We start from the raw sequence: 17841 nt of genomic DNA, 5'->3' as shown, positions 1-17841 counted from the left end.
TGGTGAGTCCATGACGCGAGCGCCGGGTGACGATCCGGTCGATACGGTCGGATCATCCCGCCGGGCCGCCTCCGCTCCGGCGCACTGACCATGGAGCCGCTCGATGACCATCAGTCAGCAGATCTTCCAGCCGGCCGGGGCCGGGGGCCCGGGCACGCCCGCCGGGGCCGCCTTCCTGACCGACCGGGAGCGTCAACTGATCGCGCTGCTGCGCGGTGGGCACACCGACGCGAGCGCGGCCGGACGCCTCGGGGTCAGCACCCGGACCGTCACGAACATCCTGCGTTCGGTCATGGACCGTCTCGGGGTGGCGAACCGTTTCCAGCTCGGGTTCGTGCTCGGCACACTGGCCCGGCCCGGCCGGTCGGCCGACAGCCGGACACCGGGGCACCCACCCCGGGCCGTCAGGACAGGGCCGAACATCTGATCTTGCCGTTCAGGTCCGGGCCCGGGGCATCCGCCCCGGCCCTCAGGCCAGAGCGGAACGTCTGATCTTGCCGCTCGGGGTCCGGGGCAGCGTTCCGGCCCGGGCAGCAACGATCTCCAGTCCGGGACGGCCCAGCTCTGCGACGAGCCGGGCGATCCGGTCCGCGGGCACCGGTCCGTCCTGGCGGCCGTGTTCCACGTAGCAGCGACCGTCCACCACCGCCGCGTCGGCGACGCCGGGCAGCAGGCGGATCCGGTGCTCCAGCAGGGCCGAGGTGCCGTCGCCGTCCTCGTCCAGCCGGCCGAGCACGGTCAGGTAACCGTCGCTGTCGAGCAGGCCCAGATCACCGGTCCGGATCGGCGGGGCCGCCGCGGAACCCCGGTCGGTGGCCCGGAGGCGGACCACCACCTCGCCGATCCCGCCCGCCGGCAACTCCCGGCCGTCCCGCACGATCGTCAGCTGTACGCCCGGAAGCGGGCGCCCCACCGACCCGGGACGCCGCATCCACTCCGCGGCGCCGATCTCGGTCATCGTGCTGTGCGACGTGCCGTAGTACTCGTGCAGCACCGGGCCGAGCAGGTCGAGCGCGGCCCGTTTCACCCGGGGCGGGCACGCCGCACCACCGTGGAAGACCACCGCCAGGCGGCGGCGCGGGGCGATCCCCGACTCGGCGACGTCGAGCAGCCGGTCCGGGCTGAGCATCGCGCTGTCCGCGGCGTGCCGGTCGGCCAGCTCGGCGAACTCCCCCGGCGACCAGGACCGTTGCACGACCACGGCACTGCCGGCGTCCAGGGCGTACAGCGCCGGGCCCAGGGTGCCCAGGTGGTAGGTGGGGTTGGCCATCACGAACGGCCCGCGATGAAGGCCGGCGCCGTAACGCTCCTGGACGGCGACGCCGCGGTACGGTCGGCGCGGGCGGGCCCGGGCGACGGCCTGGGGTTCGCCGGTGGTGCCGGACGTGCTGAAGACCAGGTGACCGGCGCGGGCGGCGGGGGCGGGTGAACCGCCCGCGGCGGCGAGTTCGTGGTGGTCGAACCAGGTCGGTCCGCCGGTGGGGTGGCGGCGGGCGCCGTCGGTTATCCCGTACCCCGACGAGGCCTGATGTGCCATGGCCGCGCCGCCCGGTGTCGCGAGCCGGGACCGGGTGACCGGGAAGAGGCCGTAGCCGTAGCGCAGCGCGGCCAGCGCCACCGCGAAGAAGTCCGGTCCGGTGTCGAGGTCGCAGAGCAGGACGGCCCCCTCGGGGACGCCCCGGTCCTGCAGGCCGGCGGCGATCGCGTCGGCCCGGGTGGTCAGCTCGGCGAAGGTGGACCGTTCGTCGCCGGCGATCACGGCGATCCGGTCCGGCTGGGCGGCGGCGCTCGCCCAGGAACTCCAGACGTAGGGGCGGGCGCCGGTCACGGCAGGCTCCGGGCGAGCGCGGCCAGGGACCGGGCGGCCATCACGAGTTCCGGGTCGACCTCGTCGCCGCGCGCGTCCTCCAGCAGGGTCGCGAACTCCACCGCGGCGACGGAGTCACCACCCAGGTCGAAGAAGTTGTCGTCGGCGGTGACCGGCCCGCCGAACACCTCGCCGGCCGCTTGCAGCACCTGGGTGAGACGGGATTCTGACATCACACTCCGATCAGGGAACGGTCGAGATGGTCGAGTACGGCCGCCGCCTGGCTCAGGGGTGCCCGGCGGCCGTCGTTGACGAGGGTGAGGAAGACGTGGTCGCGGTACTCGTCGACGCGCAGTTGCAGCGCGGCCGAGTTGCTCCGGGTGATGCCGCGCATCGCGAACGCGTCGGTGGTGACCCGCAGGCCGTGCCGTTCGCGGGTGGCCCGGTGCCGGCCGGCAGCGAACTGCCGGATGTTGACGTAGACGTCCACCGGGGCGCCGGGGGTGACGCCGGTCTCGCGCATCACCGCGCTGCGCTGGGCCGCGGTGATCCGCGAGTACCGCAGCGCCTCGAGCAGCTGGGCCCGCACGTCGTCGACGGTCTCCCGCACGGTGGCGCCGGTGGTGCGGACCGGCACCGGGACCAGGCTGGTGAACATGCCGACGACGTGACGCTGGGTGTGGGCGCGGCCGTCGATGGTGGTCCACAGCACCGGGTCGGCCCGCGGGGTGCACGCGGTCAGGGCGGTGGCGAAGGCGCCCAGCAGCCGGTGCACCAGCGTGCAGCCCCAGCGGTCGCACTCGCGGCGCAGCGCGGTGACCCGGTCGCCGTGCAGTTCCAGTCCGAGCACGGCCCGGTCGAGCGGGCCGTCCACCAGGGTGAGCGCCGCCGCGGCCGCGGCGGCGAGACGGGTCCGCCAGCTGCGCAGGGTGCGGTCCCGCTGCGTGTCGGTGAGGGGCCGCCGCTGCTGGGCGGCCGCCTCGGCGAACGAGGAGCCCGGCAGGTCGGGAACCCCCGCGTACCCGTCCCACAGCTGACTCGCGAACAGGTCGTGGGCCCGGCCGTCGAAGACCAGGCTCGGGAACGTGGCGAGCAGCGCGTGATGCCCGTCGTCGCGGCTGAACAGCCGGATCGTGTACGGCGGGGTGCCCGGCTCCCACGGTGCCACGAAGTCGCGGGCGGCGATCAGCCCGGCGTACGCGTCGAACTGCTCCGCCGACCGGGCCTTCACCCGCTGCCGTACGAGGAGCGGACGGTCCACGGCTGCGGGTTCGACGTGCTGGCCGGTGGCGCCGACCCGCATCCGCAGCGCGTCGTGGCGGGTCACGAAACCGGCCGCGGAGTGTTCCAGCGCGTCCACGTCGAGGTCGCCCTCGATCCGGAACGAGATCCGGATGTGGTGGCCGGTCCCGGTGCCGGTGCGCTGCCCGCGGGCGTACCACTCCTGCTCGTACGTCAGCGGGATCGTCAGGTCAGGCATGCGAACTCCGTACCGTCGGCGTGCAGGCTCGCCGGGTCGCCGGCCTCCACGACCCGGCCGCCGCGCATGACGACGACCCGGTCGGCGTCGTCGAGGACGGTGAGCCGGTGGGCGATGACGACCACGGTGATGCCGGCCCGCAGCAGCCCCTGGAAGATCTCGCGTTCCAGTGCCGGGTCGAGCGCGCTGGTGGCCTCGTCGAAGATGATCAGCCGGGGCTCGCGGGCCAGCGTCCGGGCGAGGACGACCCGCTGGCGCTGACCGCCGGACAGGCCGTGCCCGTGCGGCCCGACGATGGTGTCGTACCCCATCGGCAGGGCGAGGATCTCCTGGTGCACCCGGGCGAGTTCGGCGTGGCGTACCAGATCGGGGTGACCGAATCCGTCGACGCCGAAGCCGATGTTCTCCCGGATGGTGCCGCTGAACAACTGGGCGTCCTGGTTGACGTAGCCGATCTGCCGCCGGTAGGTGGGCCCGTCCAGGGTGGCGAGGTCGTGACCGTCCACCGTGATCCGGCCGCCGGTCGGCGGCTGGAGACCGGCGAGGAGCAGGCCGAGGGTGGATTTTCCGGATCCGGACCGCCCGATCACGGCGACGAACTGTCCCGGTTCGACGGCCAGGTCGACGCCGGTGAGCGCGTCGGCGGTGGCGCCCGGGTAGCGGAAGGACAGGTCCTCGGCGGCGATCCGGCCCGGCTCGGCGACACCGGTGCCGGCCAGCAGACCGCGCGGCTCCGGCCCGGTCCGCAGCACGTCGTCCAGTTTGACCAGCGCCGGGCGGACCGCGGCGAGCTGGGTGGCGCCGTCGAAGACCCGGCCGAGCGGCACGAACAGGGCGATGGTCAGGGTGGCGAACGCGAGAGCCCCGCCGAGGCCGGTGTCCCCGGCCAGCACCCGCGCGCCACCGGCCAGCAGCACGAGCAGCGGCGCGCTGAACTGGACGCCGCGGCTGAGCGAGGTCATCACCGACAGGCGGCGGCGCGCGTGCAGGCGCTTGTTCACCTCGCGGGCCAGGGTGTGCGACCAGCGTTCGGCGGCCAGGCCCTCGACGCCCGCGGCCTTCAGGGTGCCGATGCTGGTCAGCAACTCCATCAGCTCGTCCTGGGTGCGGGTCTGCCGTTCCAGGACCTCCTGGCTGAGCGCGGTCTGCTGCCGCCAGGTCAGGCCGAGCACGCCGACCTGGACGGCGATCAGTGTGACGACGACGGCGGCGAGCGCCGGGTCGATGACGATCAGGGCGAGCAGGTACGCGACGATCAGCACACTGTCCAGCGCCGATCCGATCGTGGTGAGGCTCAGCACCTGGTTGAGGGTGCTGCTGGTGCGGACGCGCATGGCCAGGTCGCCGGCCTGCCGGGTGACGAACCAGGGGTAGGGCAGGGCGACCAGGTGCGCCGCCGTGCCCCAGGTGAGTTTCTTGTCGGCGATCGCCTGACGGCGGGCCATCAGCAACGCCCGAGTCAGCTGGAGCACGACGAACAGCACGGTCACGCCGACGGCGGCGATCGCGGCGCCGGCCAGGGTCACCCCGTCTCCGGCGGGCAGGACCGTCTGCACCAGACTCGCGGCGCCCAGCGGCAGGGCGAGTTCCAGGCTCATCAGCAGGGTGGAGAGCCCGAGCAGACCGGTCAGCTCCCCGCGCGGAGGCAGTACGGCGCGCAGGCGCGACCAGGGTGCGGGGGTGTCGCCGGAGGCCTTCGCCGCGCGGGTCCCGTGCAGCGGCGCCTCGACCTCGAGGGCGACCCCGGTGAACGACTCGGAGAGAGTGGCAGCGGTGATCCGGCGCCGCCCGAACGCCGGGTCCACGATGTCGGCCCAGCCGTCGGACATCCGTTCCAGCACCACGAAGTGGTTGAAGTTCCAGAACAGGATCGCGCCCGGAGACAGGCGGGCGAGTCCCGCCAGGTCGGTGCGGACGCCCCGCGCGGTGAGGCCGTGCCCGCGCAGCAGGTCGAGCAGCGCGCGGGCCGAGGAGCCGCTGCGGCCGGGGTCGACCCGGGAGCGGATCTCGTCGAGGGTGACCTCGATCCCGTGCAAGCGCAGCGTCATCACGACGCAGGCCGGGCCGCAGTCGCTGATCTGGGTCTGCAGGCACACCGGCACCCGCGGACCGGCGCGGCGCAGCAGCCGGAACCGTCTCCGGGTCTCGGGCGCCGCCGGTTCCTCGGGCTCGTGCCCGAAGACCGCGCCCAGGCCGTCGGTGTTGCGATGGTGTTCGACCGCGCGTTCGCGGAACCGGGTTCTCGGGGCCATCAGGTATCCCTCTCGCACGGGGCGCCTAGGTGCCCCGGGAGCACGCGGCTCCCGGGGCACCTATCGGCGGGGATCAGGAAGCCGGGCAGCCGTCGGGGGTGACGGTGCCGGCGCCGCCGACGATGTCGTCGAGCTGCTCGTCGGACAGGTTGGTGATGTCGAGCTCGTTCATTTCCACTCCTCAAGTGGTGTGCCGGAACCGCATTGACGCACCGGATCCTCTGTGTTGCGGCTCCGTTCTCCGGTGCCCCAAAAACGTATTCCGAACGGTGCGCCGGCGTCAATGAACGCTTCCGTTTCCCGCAATCACGATGCCCCCACCTGCAGTTTTGCGCGGTTCAGCATTTCCCTTTCACGCAATACCGTTCCACCCGCACCATTTCCTCGTTACGTTCGCTCATGTTCACCCGAGACATTCACGCACGTAAGGAGAGGGAAATGACGGGCACCGGGACCTTCCCGCTCTCCGCGGAACAGCGGACGGTCTGGCTGCACAGCCAGACGCACGAGGACCCGTGCGCGTACATGCTCTCGGTGGCGCACCGGCTGACCGGCCCGCTGGACCCGGCCGCGCTGCGGATCGCCCTCGACGCGGTGATCGCCCGGCACGAGGCGCTGCGCACCGGATTCCGGCTCACCGCCGGCGGGCCGGTCCGGGAGGTGCGGCCACCGGTGCCCTGCCCGGTGACGATCGACGAGGCACACGACGGCGAGGACCACGACGGCTGGATGCAACGGGTGTCCGCTGCGCCCTTCGACCTCGGACGGCCGCCGCTGCTGCGCGCCCACGTCCGCCTCGAGGGCCCGGACCGCGCGGTCCTGCTGATCCTCGTGCACCACCTGGTGTTCGACGGATGGTCCGTCGGGGTGCTCCTGGCGGAGCTGTCCGGCGCGTACCGATCGGCTACCGGCGGCGGTACCAGGGCGCTGCCGCCGCCGGTCCCCTCCCGGCGGCACACCGGCGAGCCGGACCCGGCCGTCCGGGACGCCAACGCACGCTACTGGGCCGGGACCCTGCTGTCCGGCCGCGACGCCGCGTTCGCCTTCGACGGCGCGCACACCGCCCCGGCCCGGCTGCCCGCCACGCCGTTCGCCCTCGGCACCGAGGCCACGGAGGCGGTGACCCGGCTGGCGGAACTCCTCGACACCACCCGGTTCGTGGTGGTGGCCGCCCTGGTCACACTCGCCCTGTCCCGCCTGCACGGTGCCCGGCGGGTCGTTCTCGGCTATCCGGTGGCGGACCGCGGGCCCGAGGCGGAACACACCATCGGGCTGTTCCTGAACACCCTGGCGCTGGCCGTCGACGTCCGCGACGACATGTCGTTCGGCGAGCTGGCCGAGACGGTCGAGGACGCCCACTTCGACGCGCTGGAGCACAGCCCGCTGGAGGGGGACCGGGTGGTGGCCGCGTCCGCCACGCCACGCGACCGGGCCGGGACGCCGCTGTTCAGCGTCCTGCTGGCCTTCCAGAACGTGCCGCCGGGCGCCCTGGACCTGCCGGGTGTCACCGCCCGCCGCATCCCGGGACCGCCGCGGCCCGCCGAGTTCGACCTGACCCTGGCGGTGGAGGCCACCGAGCCCCGGCTGGCCGGGCAGGTCGAACGCGACGGCCGCGCGGTGGGCGCCGGTGACGTGCGGCGGCTGCTCTCCGCCGTCGAGGTGCTGGCCGCGCGGGCCCTCGACGACCCGAAGCGGGCGGTCGGTGAGCTGTCGCCGCTCAGCGCCGCCGACCGGCGCCTCATCGGCACCGAGGTCCCGGCCGCTGCCGGCGGCGGCCTGCTGCACGCGCTGGTGGAACACCGGGCAGCCGTGGCCGGTGACGGCGTCGCCCTGATCGGCGGCGGACGGCGGCTGTCGCTGACCGACGTGGACACGGCGGCCTCCGCGCTGGCCGCCCGCCTGGCCGCCGCCGGGATCGGCCGCGGTCGCCTGGTCGGGGTGGCGATGGGCCGCTCCCCGGAGATGGTGGTGGCGCTGCTCGGCGTGCTGAAGGCCGGGGCCGCGTACGTCCCGCTGGACCCCGCCTACCCGGCCGACCGGCTGCGCCTGATGGTCGAGGACTGCCGCCCGGCCGTGATCCTCGCGGACACGCCGGTGGACTGGCCGGACGTGCCGCTGTGGACCGTGGACCTCGACACGACGGGGCCGGCGGACGTCCCGGATCCCGGCACCGGGCCGGACGATCCGGCATACGTGATCTACACGTCCGGGTCGACCGGCCGCCCCAAGGGGGTGGTGATCCCGCACCGCGCGGCCGTCAACGTGGTCCGGGCCTTCGACACCCTGATCGGGTGTGGGCCGGAGGACGTCTTCCACGCGGTCACCAGCATCTCGTTCGACATCGCACTGCTCGAACTCTTCTGGCCGCTGTCGGCCGGCGCCCAGGTCCGGCTGGGTTCCCCGCACACGCCGGGCGTCGACGGGACGACGGCCGGCGATCGTCCGGTCACCCACTTCCAGTGCACGCCGAGCCTGGCCACCTCGATCGCCGCCGACCCCGCCTGGCGCGAGCGCCTGCGCGGGCTCAAGCACTTCCTGCTCGGCGGCGAACCGGTACGCCCCGACCTGGTCCGCGATCTCCGCGACGCCGTCGGCGGCGAGATCTACAACGTGTACGGTCCGACCGAGGCCACCGTCTGGTCCAACGCCCGCCGGATCGAGGCCGTCGACGACGCCGCGCTGATCGGGCGGCCACTGCCCGGCTGTGCCGCGTACGTGCTGGACAGCGCGGGACGGCTGGTGCCGCCGGGGGTGCGCGGCGAACTCTGCCTCGGCGGTGTGCAGCTGGCCACCGGCTACCTGGACCGGCCCGAGCTGACCGCGGAACGCTTCGTCACCGGCTGGTCCGCCGACCTTCCCGGGGTCCGCCTGTACCGCACCGGCGACGTGGTCTCGCTCGGCGGCGACGGCCTGTTCCGCTTCCACGGCCGCTCGGACGACCAGGTGAAACTGCGCGGCCACCGGATCGAGCTGGGCGAGGTCGAGGCGGCGCTGGCGGCGCACCCGCAGGTCACCGCGGCGGCGGTGACCGTGACCGGCACCCGGCTGGCCGCGTTCGTCACCGGCACCCCCGCGGACCTGCTCCCCTTCCTCCGGGAGCGGCTGCCCGCCGTGATGGTGCCCGCCACCGTGACCGTGCTGGACGCGCTGCCGCTCACCCCCAACGGCAAGGTGGACCGCCGGCGCCTCACCGCGCCCGTGGCCCGCGCCGAACCCAGCGGACCGGTCGCCACCGGCCCGCTGGCCCGGATCTGGAGTGCGGTGCTGAACGTGCCCGGCATCGACCCGCGGGCCACCTTCCCCGGATTGGGCGGTGACTCGCTCTCCGCCATCCGCGCGGTGGCCCAGGCCCGCGCCGAGGGCATCACGGTGTCCGCCGCCGACCTGCTGCGCGGTGTCCCCCTCGCCGACCTGGTGATCAGCCCGTCCGCCGCCCCGACGGCACCGGCCGCCGCCGGGCAGGACGTGCCGCTGCTGCCGATGCAGCACGACTTCTTCGCCCGTCCCCGGCCCGACCAGAACTGGGCGAACCTGGCGAGTCTGCACACCGTGGACGACCCGGACGCCGTCGCGGACGCGTTCCTCGCCGCCGCCGCACGCCACGACGCGCTGCGCCTGTCCTTCCACCTTGCGCACGGCTCCTGGCGGCAGTCGATGGGCGACCACCCCCGGGTGGAGGTCGCGACCGTGGCCGTCACCACGACGCTCACCGACGAGATCCGCCGGCAGCAGCGCACGCTCGACATCACCACCGGACCGCTCGCCAAGGCGGTGATCCTCCGGCCGCCGGGCGGCGCACCGGCCCGCGTCCTGCTGCTGGCCCACCACCTGGTGATGGACGCTTGGTCGTTCCGGTCGCTGCAGCGCGAGACCACCGACGGCCCCGCGCCGGCGGGCACCCCGGTCAGTGCCTGGGCCCGTCAGGTCGCCACGGCAGCCGGGGATGCCGCGGTGACCGGCGGCGTGGAGTTCTGGGAGTCACTGGGCCTGCCGGACGTGCCACCGGTGCCGGCGGACGCCCCGCGCGGGCCGAACCTGGCCTCGTCGGCCCGGACCCTGGAGTACGTCCTGAACGCGGAGCACGTCCGGCCCAGCCGGGAACTGCTGCTCACCGCGTTCGCCGCGGCGTACCACGAGTGGAGTTCGCTGCCCGCCGTCGCGGTCCGGCTGCTGGACCACGGCCGGCACGGGCTGCCGGGGCACGGACCGCAGCACGGCACGGATCTGCACGGCACGGATCTGCACGGCACGGATCTGCACGGCACCGTCGGCTGGCTGTCCATCGACCACCCGGTGGTCCTGCCGACCCGTGCCCGCACCCGGGCGGCGCTGCTCGACACGGTCCACGAACGACTGCGGGACGTGCCGGGCCACGGGTACGGCTGGGGCATGCTGCGGCACCTCGCCGCGCCGGACGCCCGCCGCCGGATGCACGCGCTGCCCGCACCCGGGATCAGCGTCAACTACCTCGGCGCTCTCGACGGCGGCGGCGGCGAGATCCCGGACGGCCGGTTCAGCCCGGACGAGGCACGCGGTGAGGCGTTCCAGGTCATCGCGTACGTGCGCGACGGCCGTCTCACGGTCACCCTGCGCTACAGCCACCACCTGCACCGCGAGCCGGACGCCCGGGCCCTCGGCGACGCGTTCGCCCGTCACCTGCGCTCGATGAGCTGAAGGGCACCACCATGGAACCCCGTACCTTCACCGCGTACCTCGCCGGGAACGGCCCGCTCGCCCGCGCCTGCGCCGAACACCTGCTGGACCACGGCCACACTCTGACCGGTCTGCTCACCGAGGACCCGGCGCTGCACGAGTGGGCGTCGGCCCGCGGCCTGCCGGTCACCCGGTGGCGCGACTACCGGGCGGGCGCCGGGGCGCCCCGGCACGACTACCTGTTCAACATCGTCAACTTCCGGATGATCCCCCGGCAGGTCCGCGCGGCCACCACCACGATGGCGATCAACTATCACGACTCGCTGCTCCCGGCGTACGCCGGCTATCACACCACCACCTGGTCGATCGCCGCCGGCGCCGCGACGCACGGCGTGACCTGGCACGACCTGGCCGGCCGGCTGGACGCCGGTGACGTGCTCGTGCAGCACCCCGTGCCGGTCACGGGCGACGACACCGCGTTCACGCTGAACACCCGCTGCTTCGAGGCCTCGGTCGCCTCGTTCGCCGAGCTCACCGGCCGGCTGGTGGACGGCACCGTCCGCCCCCGGCCCCAGGACCTGACCGCCCGGACGTTCACCAGCCTGCAGGAGCGCCCGGCCGGGGGTGGTGTCGTCGACTGGACCCGCGACGCCGCGACCGTCGACCGGTTCGTCCGGTCGCTGACCTTCGGTCCGACACTCAACCCGGTTGCCGCCCCGATGGCCCTCACCACCGGCGGGCAGCTGTTCGCCGTGGCGGATCCGCGCGTCACGGACACGCCGTCGGTGGCCGCGCCCGGAACGGTGCGGGCGGCCGACGGCGACCGGTTGATCGTCGCCACCGCCGACCGGGACGTGTCGGTGGTCCTGCGGCCGCTCACCGCCCTGACCGGGACCGTGCGGCCACCGGGCCGCCTTCCGGAGACCGGGGACCGGTTGCGCTCGCTGACCGGGACCGAGGCGGCGGGGGTACGCGACGCGCGCCGCGCCGTCGCACCGGGTGAACGCCGTGCCCTCGCCGGGCTGCTCACCAGCCTGCGTACGCTCACCGCCGGTCTCCCCGGACGCGCGGAGTTCCGGGCCGGCGGCCCCCGCGGCACGGCACTCACCCTGGAACCGGAGCTGCTCGCCGCGATCACCGGGCACGGATGGCACCCCGGCCACGCGGTGGCGACCGCCCTGCAGGTGGTGGCGGAGGGCTCCGGATGCGGGCCGGCCGAGTTGTGGTGGAGCACCCCCGGACTGCGCGCCCGGGCCGCGGGCAGCCACGGTGTCCTCGACGGACGGCTGATGACCGCGCTGCGGACGGATCTCGCGGACACCGCCGGCGCCGCGGTCCGCCGCACCACCGCACTCGTCGGCGGGCGGACCGCGCTCGGACCGCAGAGCCGGGACCTGGCGGACCGCAGCCCCGAACTGGCGGTCCTCGCGGGTCACGACCGCGCGAGCGTACCCCTGCTGGTCCTCGATCCCGGCCACGAAGCGCGAGCGGCGGCAGCGGGGCGGCGTCTCGCCCTGATCGCCGAGCCCGGTGATCCGGCCCGGTTCGCCTGGTGGACCGACGGCACCGCCGGCGCCGGACGCGACGCCGACCGGCTCGATGACCGCATCCGGCACTGGCTGCGCGCGGCGGTGGCCGCACCGGACGCCCCACTGACCGCCCTGCCGCTGCTCAGCGACGCCGACCGGCGGTTCGTCGACAGCGCCGCCGGCGCGGTCGTGGACACCCGCGGCACGAGCGCGGACGGCGGCGGTCTGCTGCACGGGCTGGTGGAACAGCAACGGGACGCGCACGGGCACCGGATCGCCGTGGTGGGCGCGGGCCGGGAACTCACCCTGGACGCCGTCGACGCGGCCGCCTCGGCGCTCGCCGCCCGCCTGGCCGCCGCCGGGATCGGCCGGGGCAGCCTGGTCGGCGTCGCGGTACGCCGGTCCCCCGAGCTGGTGGTGGCCCTGCTGGGCGTGCTCAAGGCGGGCGCGGCGTACGTGCCGCTGGACACCGGCTACCCGGCCGAACGGCTGCGGCTGATGGTCGAGGACTGCCGTCCGGCCGTGCTCCTGGCGGACACGCCCGTGGACCGGCTGGGCGTCCCGGTATGGACGGTGGACCTGGACACGACAGGTCCGGTCACCGTCCCGGATCCCGGTGTCACCCCGGACGACCCGGCCTACGTGATCTACACGTCCGGGTCGACCGGCCGGCCCAAGGGTGTGGTGATCCCGCACCGGGCCGCCGTCAACCACATGGTCTGGATGCGGGACGCGTTCGGCGTCGGGCCGGGCGACAGGGTGCTGCAGAAGACCCCGATCAGTTTCGACGCGTCGGTGTGGGAGTTCTTCGTCCCGCTCGCCGCGGGCGCCACCCTGGTCTGCGCCGGGGACGACGAGCACCGCGACCCGGGGCGGCTGCTGGCCCGGCTGCGCGACGCGCGCATCACCGTCGTGCAGCTCGTCCCGACCCTGCTGCGCGCCCTGCTCGACGAGGGCGGCCTGGACACCTGCACCGGGCTGCGGGAGGTGTTCGCCGGCGGCGAACGGCTCGGCGCGGACCTGGCCCGCCGGTTCGCCGCCGTCTCGGGCGCCCGGCTGACCAACCTGTACGGCCCGACCGAGGCCACCATCGACGCGCTGTCCTGGAGTGTCACCGCGGACGACGGCCCCGGGGACCCGCCGATCGGACGGCCGGTGGCGAACGGTCTGGCGTACGTGGTGGACGCCGCGGGCCGGCTGGCACCGCCCGGGGTTCCGGGCGAACTGTGCCTCGGCGGCGCCGGTCTCGCCCTGGGCTACCTGAACCGGCCGGACCTGACCGAGGAACGGTTCGTCACCGCAGGGGTGGCCGAACTGCCCGGGGTGCGTCTCTACCGCACCGGCGACCGGGCCTCGCTCGGCGCGGACCGGTCGTTCCGCTTCCACGGACGCCTCGACGACCAGGTGAAGGTCCGCGGGCACCGGGTCGAGCTGGGTGACGTCGAGGCGGCGCTGCTGGCCTGCCCGGGTGTACGAACGGCGGCGGCGGTCGTCGAGGACGGCGCCCGGCTCGCCGCGTTCGTGACCGGCACCGGCCCCGGCCTGGCCGACGTGGTGCTGCGGTTCGTCCGCAACCTGCTGCCCCCGGTGATGGTCCCGTCGACGGTGACCGTCCTGGACGCGCTGCCGCTGGCCCCGAACGGCAAGGTCGACCGGCTGCGGCTGCGGGCACCCGCCGTCACCCCGGCCGCCGGTGACGGTCTGGCCCGGATCTGGAGCGAGGTGCTCGGCGTCGCGGCGATCGACCCGGCGGCCTCCCTGCACGACCTCGGCGCCGACTCGCTGCACCTGCTGCGGGTCCGCACCCTGGTCCGGCAGCGTCTCGGCGTCGACCTGCCGGTGGCCGAGTACTTCCGGCACCCGACGATCGCCGCCCAGACGGCGCTGCTGGATCGCCGCCGCCCGGCACCCCCGGCACCGCGGCCCCGCGCACAGCGGGATCACCACGGGGAGCCGATCGCCATCGTCGGGATGGCCAGCCGGCTGCCCCGGGCCCGCACGACCGCGGACTTCTGGCAGGGCCTGCTGGACGGCACCGAACTGCTCTCCCCCGCCCCGGAACCCGCGAACGCCACCGCGGCCGGGGTCACCTACGTCGCGGCGCACGGCGAGGTGCCCGGTCACGACCGGTTCGACGCCGCGTTCTTCGGGTTCAGCACCGCCGAGGCCCGCCTGCTCGACCCGCAGCACCGGGTGTTCCTGGAGACCGCGTGGGAGGCGTTCGAGGACGCCGCGATCGACCCGGGCAGCGGTGCCGGACCGATCGGTGTCTTCGCCGGGAGCGGGCACAACGCGTACCTGCTGAACAACCTGCTGCCGGACCGGCTCCGCCTCGACCCGGCGTCCGGTCTCGCCCCGATGCTGGGCGGCACCCTGGAGGCGCTGCAGGTGCTCATCGCCGCGGAGAAGGACTTCCTCGCCCCGCGGGTCTCCTACAAGCTCGACCTGACCGGGCCCAGCATCACCGTGCAGACCGGGTGTTCCACCTCCCTGGTCGCCGCGCACCTGGCGGTCCGCAGCCTCCGGGCAGGCGAGTGCGACACCGCCCTGGCCGGTGCGGTGTCGCTGCGGGTCCCCCAGGAGGACGGCTACCTGCACGAGAAGGGCGGGGTGGTCGCCGCCGACGGCCACTGCCGGCCGTTCGACGCGGCCGGTGACGGCACCGTGTTCACCGGTGGCGCCGGCTGCGTGGTGCTCAAACGCCTGCGGGACGCGGTCCGCGACGGCGACCGGATCCACGCCGTCATCCGGGGCAGCGCGGTCAACAACGACGGCGCCGAGAAGGTCGGCTTCTCCGCCCCGGGACTGCGCGGACAGTCCGCGGTCGTCCGCGCGGCCCTCGCCGACGCCGGGCTGACCCCGGCCGACATCGGGTACGTCGAGGCGCACGGCACCGCCACCCGGCTCGGCGACCCGATCGAGGTGGCGGCGCTGACCGAGGCGTACGACGCGCTGGCGCCGGACCTGCCCCGCGGGCGCATCCCGCTCGGTTCGGTCAAGGGCAACACCGGGCACACCGACACCGTCGCCGGGGTGATCGGGCTGATCAAGGCGGCCCTGATCGTCCGGACCGGTGACGTACCCGCCACGATCAACTTCCGGCGGGCGAACCCGGCGATCGGGATCACCCGGACACCGTTCACGGTGGCGGCCCGGCGCCGGCGCTGGCGGTCCCCGGTGCGCCGGGCGGCGGTCTCCTCGCTCGGGGTCGGCGGCACCAACGCGCACATGGTCATCGAGCAGCCGCCGGTCCCGGCCGCGCACCGGCCGGTTCCCGGGCCGTACCTGCTGACCGCCTCGGCGCGTACCCCGCAGCAGCGTGCCGAACTCACCCGGCGACTCGACGCGGTCCTGCGGGACGCGCCGTCCCCGACGGTCGCGGACGCCGCACACACCCTGCGCGCCGGGCGCCGCGGGTTCCCGCAGCGGGCCTACCGCCTCTCCGCCGACCACGACTGGATCACCGGCACGGCGGCGGCCGGCACCGGGACGGTGTTCCTGTTCCCCGGGCAGGGCGTGCAGTACCCGGGGATGGGACACGCGCTCTACCGGGACGAGCCGGTGTTCCGGCGCACGGTCGACCGGTGCGCCGCGATCCTGGAGCCGCTGACCGGCGTCGACGTGCGCCGGGCCATGGTTCCCGGCGCCGAGGGCCGTCGCCTGCTGGGGTCCACCCGGTACGCCCAGCCGGCCCTGTTCACCGTGATGTACGCCCTGGCCACCACCCTGCGGGACTGGGGTGTGCGGCCGGCCGCGACGATCGGCCACAGTGTCGGCGAGATCGTCGCGGCGACGGTCGCCGGGGTCTTCTCGGTGGAGGACGCCCTGCGGTTCACGGCGGTCCGCGGCCGGGCCATGCAGGACTGCCCGCCCGGCGCCATGCTGGCCCTGCGCGTGCCGGCCGCCGAGGTCCGGGCGGGCCTGCCCGCCCGGTTGTCGGTCGCCGCCGTCAACGGTCCGCGGGACACCGTCGTCGCCGGTCCCGCCGTGGAGCTGGCCCGGTACGCCCGGCGCTGCCGGGACCGCGGCTGGGCGGTGCACCGGCTGGCCGCCCGGCGGGCCTTCCACACCGCCGCGATGGCCCCCGCCGCCGCCGAACTGGCGGAACTGGCCGCCGGGATGAACCTGTCGGCGCCGGGCATCCCGGTGATCTCGACGGTCACCGGCCTGCCGCTGGGCGACGAGGCGGCCACCCCCGCGTACTGGGCCGGTCAGGCCGTCGCCCCGGTCCACTTCGACGCCGCGCTCGACCGCTGCCCGCCCGGCGCCGTCCTCGTCGAGGCCGGCCCCGGCCAGGTGCTGACCCGGCTGGCCGCCGCCCGGCGCACCGGCGGCGCCCGGGCGACGCTGATGGCCGGCGGCCCGAAGGACGAGCGGGCCGCCCTGCTCGACGGGCTCGGCAGCCTGTGGACCGCCGGGGCGCCGATCGCCTGGGACCGGGTCGCGAGTCTCGGCGGCGGCCGGGTGGTCTCGCTGCCCGGCTACCCGTTCGCCCAGGACCGGCACTGGCACGAGCCCTCGCGGGTGACCGGCGGCAGTGCCACGCTCGGCCTGCGGGTGTGGACCAGGACGGCCGTTCCCGAGGTCGCGTCCCCGCCGGACCTCTGCTTCACCGACGGTCGCCTGCCCGTCGGCGAGCGGACCGTCGTCGTCCGCCCCGGCCACGGTTTCCGCCGGACCGGGGACCGGAGCTTCGAGATCGACCCCGGCAGCGCGGACGACCACCGGCGGCTGTTCCGCAGCGTGCCGGCCCGGTCGGTGATGCACGGGTGGACGACCCCGGAGGCGCTGACCCTGGCGTACCAGGCCTGGCGCGACACCGCTCCGGCAGCGGAGAAGACGCTGGTCACGGTGGGCCGGGGAGCCTTCGCCGTGACCGGCACCGAGCGTCTCGAACCCATCGGCGCGGCGGTGGCCGCCCTGGCCACCGTGATCGGGCAGGAGGATCCGCTCACCCGCTGCGTCCATGTGGACCTGGACGACACCGCCGACACCGGCCTGCTCGGCCGGTTGACCGGCGGCACGGTGACCGGCCAGGTCGCCCTGCGCGGGCGGTTCCTCTGGGCACCGGAGGTACGGCCTGAGAACATCCCGCCCGCCCCGGCCGCGGCCACCGGCGGCACCCACGTGATCCTCGGCGGTGGCGGACGGCTCGGGCTCCTCCTGGCCGAGGAGCTCGCCCGCCCGGGTGACGCGCGGATCGTCCTGGCCGGACGGTCCCTGCACACCGGGGAGCACCTGCGGGACGCGCTGGACCGGATCCGGGCCACCGGCAGCACGGTGCTCACCGCCGCGGTCGACGTCACCCGGCTCGACAGCCTCACCGCGCTGCTGGACGCGACGGTGTCCCGGTGGGGGCGGTTGGACACCGTCGTGCACGCGGCCGGGGTGACCGGGGCGGCCGCGACCACAGCGGTGGCGGAGACCGCTCCGGCGCGTACCGCCGAGATCCTCCGGCCGAAGGTCGACGGGGTGCGCAACCTGGCGACGGCCCTGAGCGGGCACGAGGCCAGCCGGGTCGTGCTGTTCTCCTCGACGTCGGCGGTGCTCGGCGGCCTGGGGCTGGGCGCCTACGCGGCGGCCAACGCCTATCTGGACGCTCTGGCGACCGACCTGTCCCAGCGGGGTGACACCCGCTGGCTGAGCCTGGGCTGGGACACCTGGCACGACGGCGGCGACCGGCCCTGCGAACCGCACGAACTCGCCGTGGACCGGGCCCTCGCGGCCTTCCGCGCGGCGCTGGGCAGCACCGAACCGCACCTGCTGGTGACCGCCGCCGACTTCGGCGACCGCCGGCTTCGCTGGACCGCACCGGACGCCGCCCCGGCCCCGGCGCCGGCGCCGGCACCGGCACCGGCACCGGCACCCGCACCGGCGGACGGCGACGACATCACCCGGGTCCTCACCCACGTCTGGAGCGAGATCCTCGGCCACCCGGACATCGGTCCCCAGGACCGGTTCCGCGACCTCGGCGGCGACTCGCTCGCCGCCACCCGGATCGCCGCGCGCCTGCGGGTCCGCCTCGGGCACGACGTGCCGCTGCGCGCGGTGCTCAAGGCCAAGACCCTCACCGACATGGCCGACGCGGTGCGCGCCTGCGCACCCGCCCACTGAGATCGA

7 protein-coding genes are annotated in these 17841 nt (G+C 75.0%); 3 read left to right on the top strand and 4 right to left on the bottom strand.

Annotated elements, in window-relative coordinates:
- The first annotated feature begins 103 nt into the window (after positions 1–103).
- Positions 104–427 (top strand): helix-turn-helix domain-containing protein, encoded by a 324-nt coding sequence (locus tag QSK32_RS21815; protein WP_083449135.1) that lies wholly within the window; start codon positions 104–106, stop codon positions 425–427.
- A gap of 42 nt (positions 428–469) precedes the next feature.
- On the opposite strand, the gene QSK32_RS21810 is transcribed toward QSK32_RS21815, so the two are convergent.
- From QSK32_RS21810 to QSK32_RS21795, 4 genes are read right to left on the bottom strand one after another with little or no spacing between them, the layout of a single operon-like run.
- Positions 470–1828: a class I adenylate-forming enzyme family protein gene (locus tag QSK32_RS21810; RefSeq protein WP_285472963.1), complete on the bottom strand. Its 1359-nt coding sequence runs from the start codon at positions 1826–1828 to the stop codon at positions 470–472.
- On the bottom strand, positions 1825–2040 hold the full coding sequence (locus tag QSK32_RS21805; RefSeq protein WP_045743584.1) for an acyl carrier protein: 216 nt from the start codon (positions 2038–2040) through the stop codon (positions 1825–1827). Before QSK32_RS21805 ends, QSK32_RS21810 begins: the two co-directional genes overlap by 4 nt.
- Entirely contained in the window at positions 2040–3287 is a 1248-nt protein-coding gene (locus tag QSK32_RS21800; protein ID WP_285472962.1) for a condensation domain-containing protein, read from the bottom strand. Before QSK32_RS21800 ends, QSK32_RS21805 begins: the two co-directional genes overlap by 1 nt.
- The gene (locus tag QSK32_RS21795) at positions 3275–5539 is read right to left on the bottom strand and encodes a peptidase domain-containing ABC transporter (protein WP_285472961.1); all 2265 of its coding nucleotides are present in this window, start codon (positions 5537–5539) and stop codon (positions 3275–3277) included. Before QSK32_RS21795 ends, QSK32_RS21800 begins: the two co-directional genes overlap by 13 nt.
- Before the next feature lie 438 nt (positions 5540–5977).
- On the opposite strand from QSK32_RS21795, the gene QSK32_RS21790 reads away from it, so the two are divergent.
- A complete protein-coding gene (locus tag QSK32_RS21790; RefSeq protein ID WP_285472960.1) occupies positions 5978–10213 on the top strand; it encodes a non-ribosomal peptide synthetase in 4236 nt (1411 codons plus the stop codon).
- An 11-nt stretch (positions 10214–10224) separates the two neighbouring features.
- Positions 10225–17835 carry a polyketide synthase gene (locus QSK32_RS21785; RefSeq protein ID WP_285472959.1) on the top strand — a complete coding sequence of 2537 codons (7611 nt, stop codon included), beginning with the start codon at positions 10225–10227 and terminating at the stop codon, positions 17833–17835.
- Positions 17836–17841 lie beyond the last annotated feature (6 nt).

This window comes from Actinoplanes sp. NBRC 101535 (genome assembly GCF_030269225.1).
Taxonomy (GTDB): Bacteria; Actinomycetota; Actinomycetes; order Mycobacteriales; family Micromonosporaceae; genus Actinoplanes; species Actinoplanes rectilineatus.
Note: the sequence above shows the minus strand (reverse complement) of the source record. Positions and strands in the feature narration are given on the sequence as shown.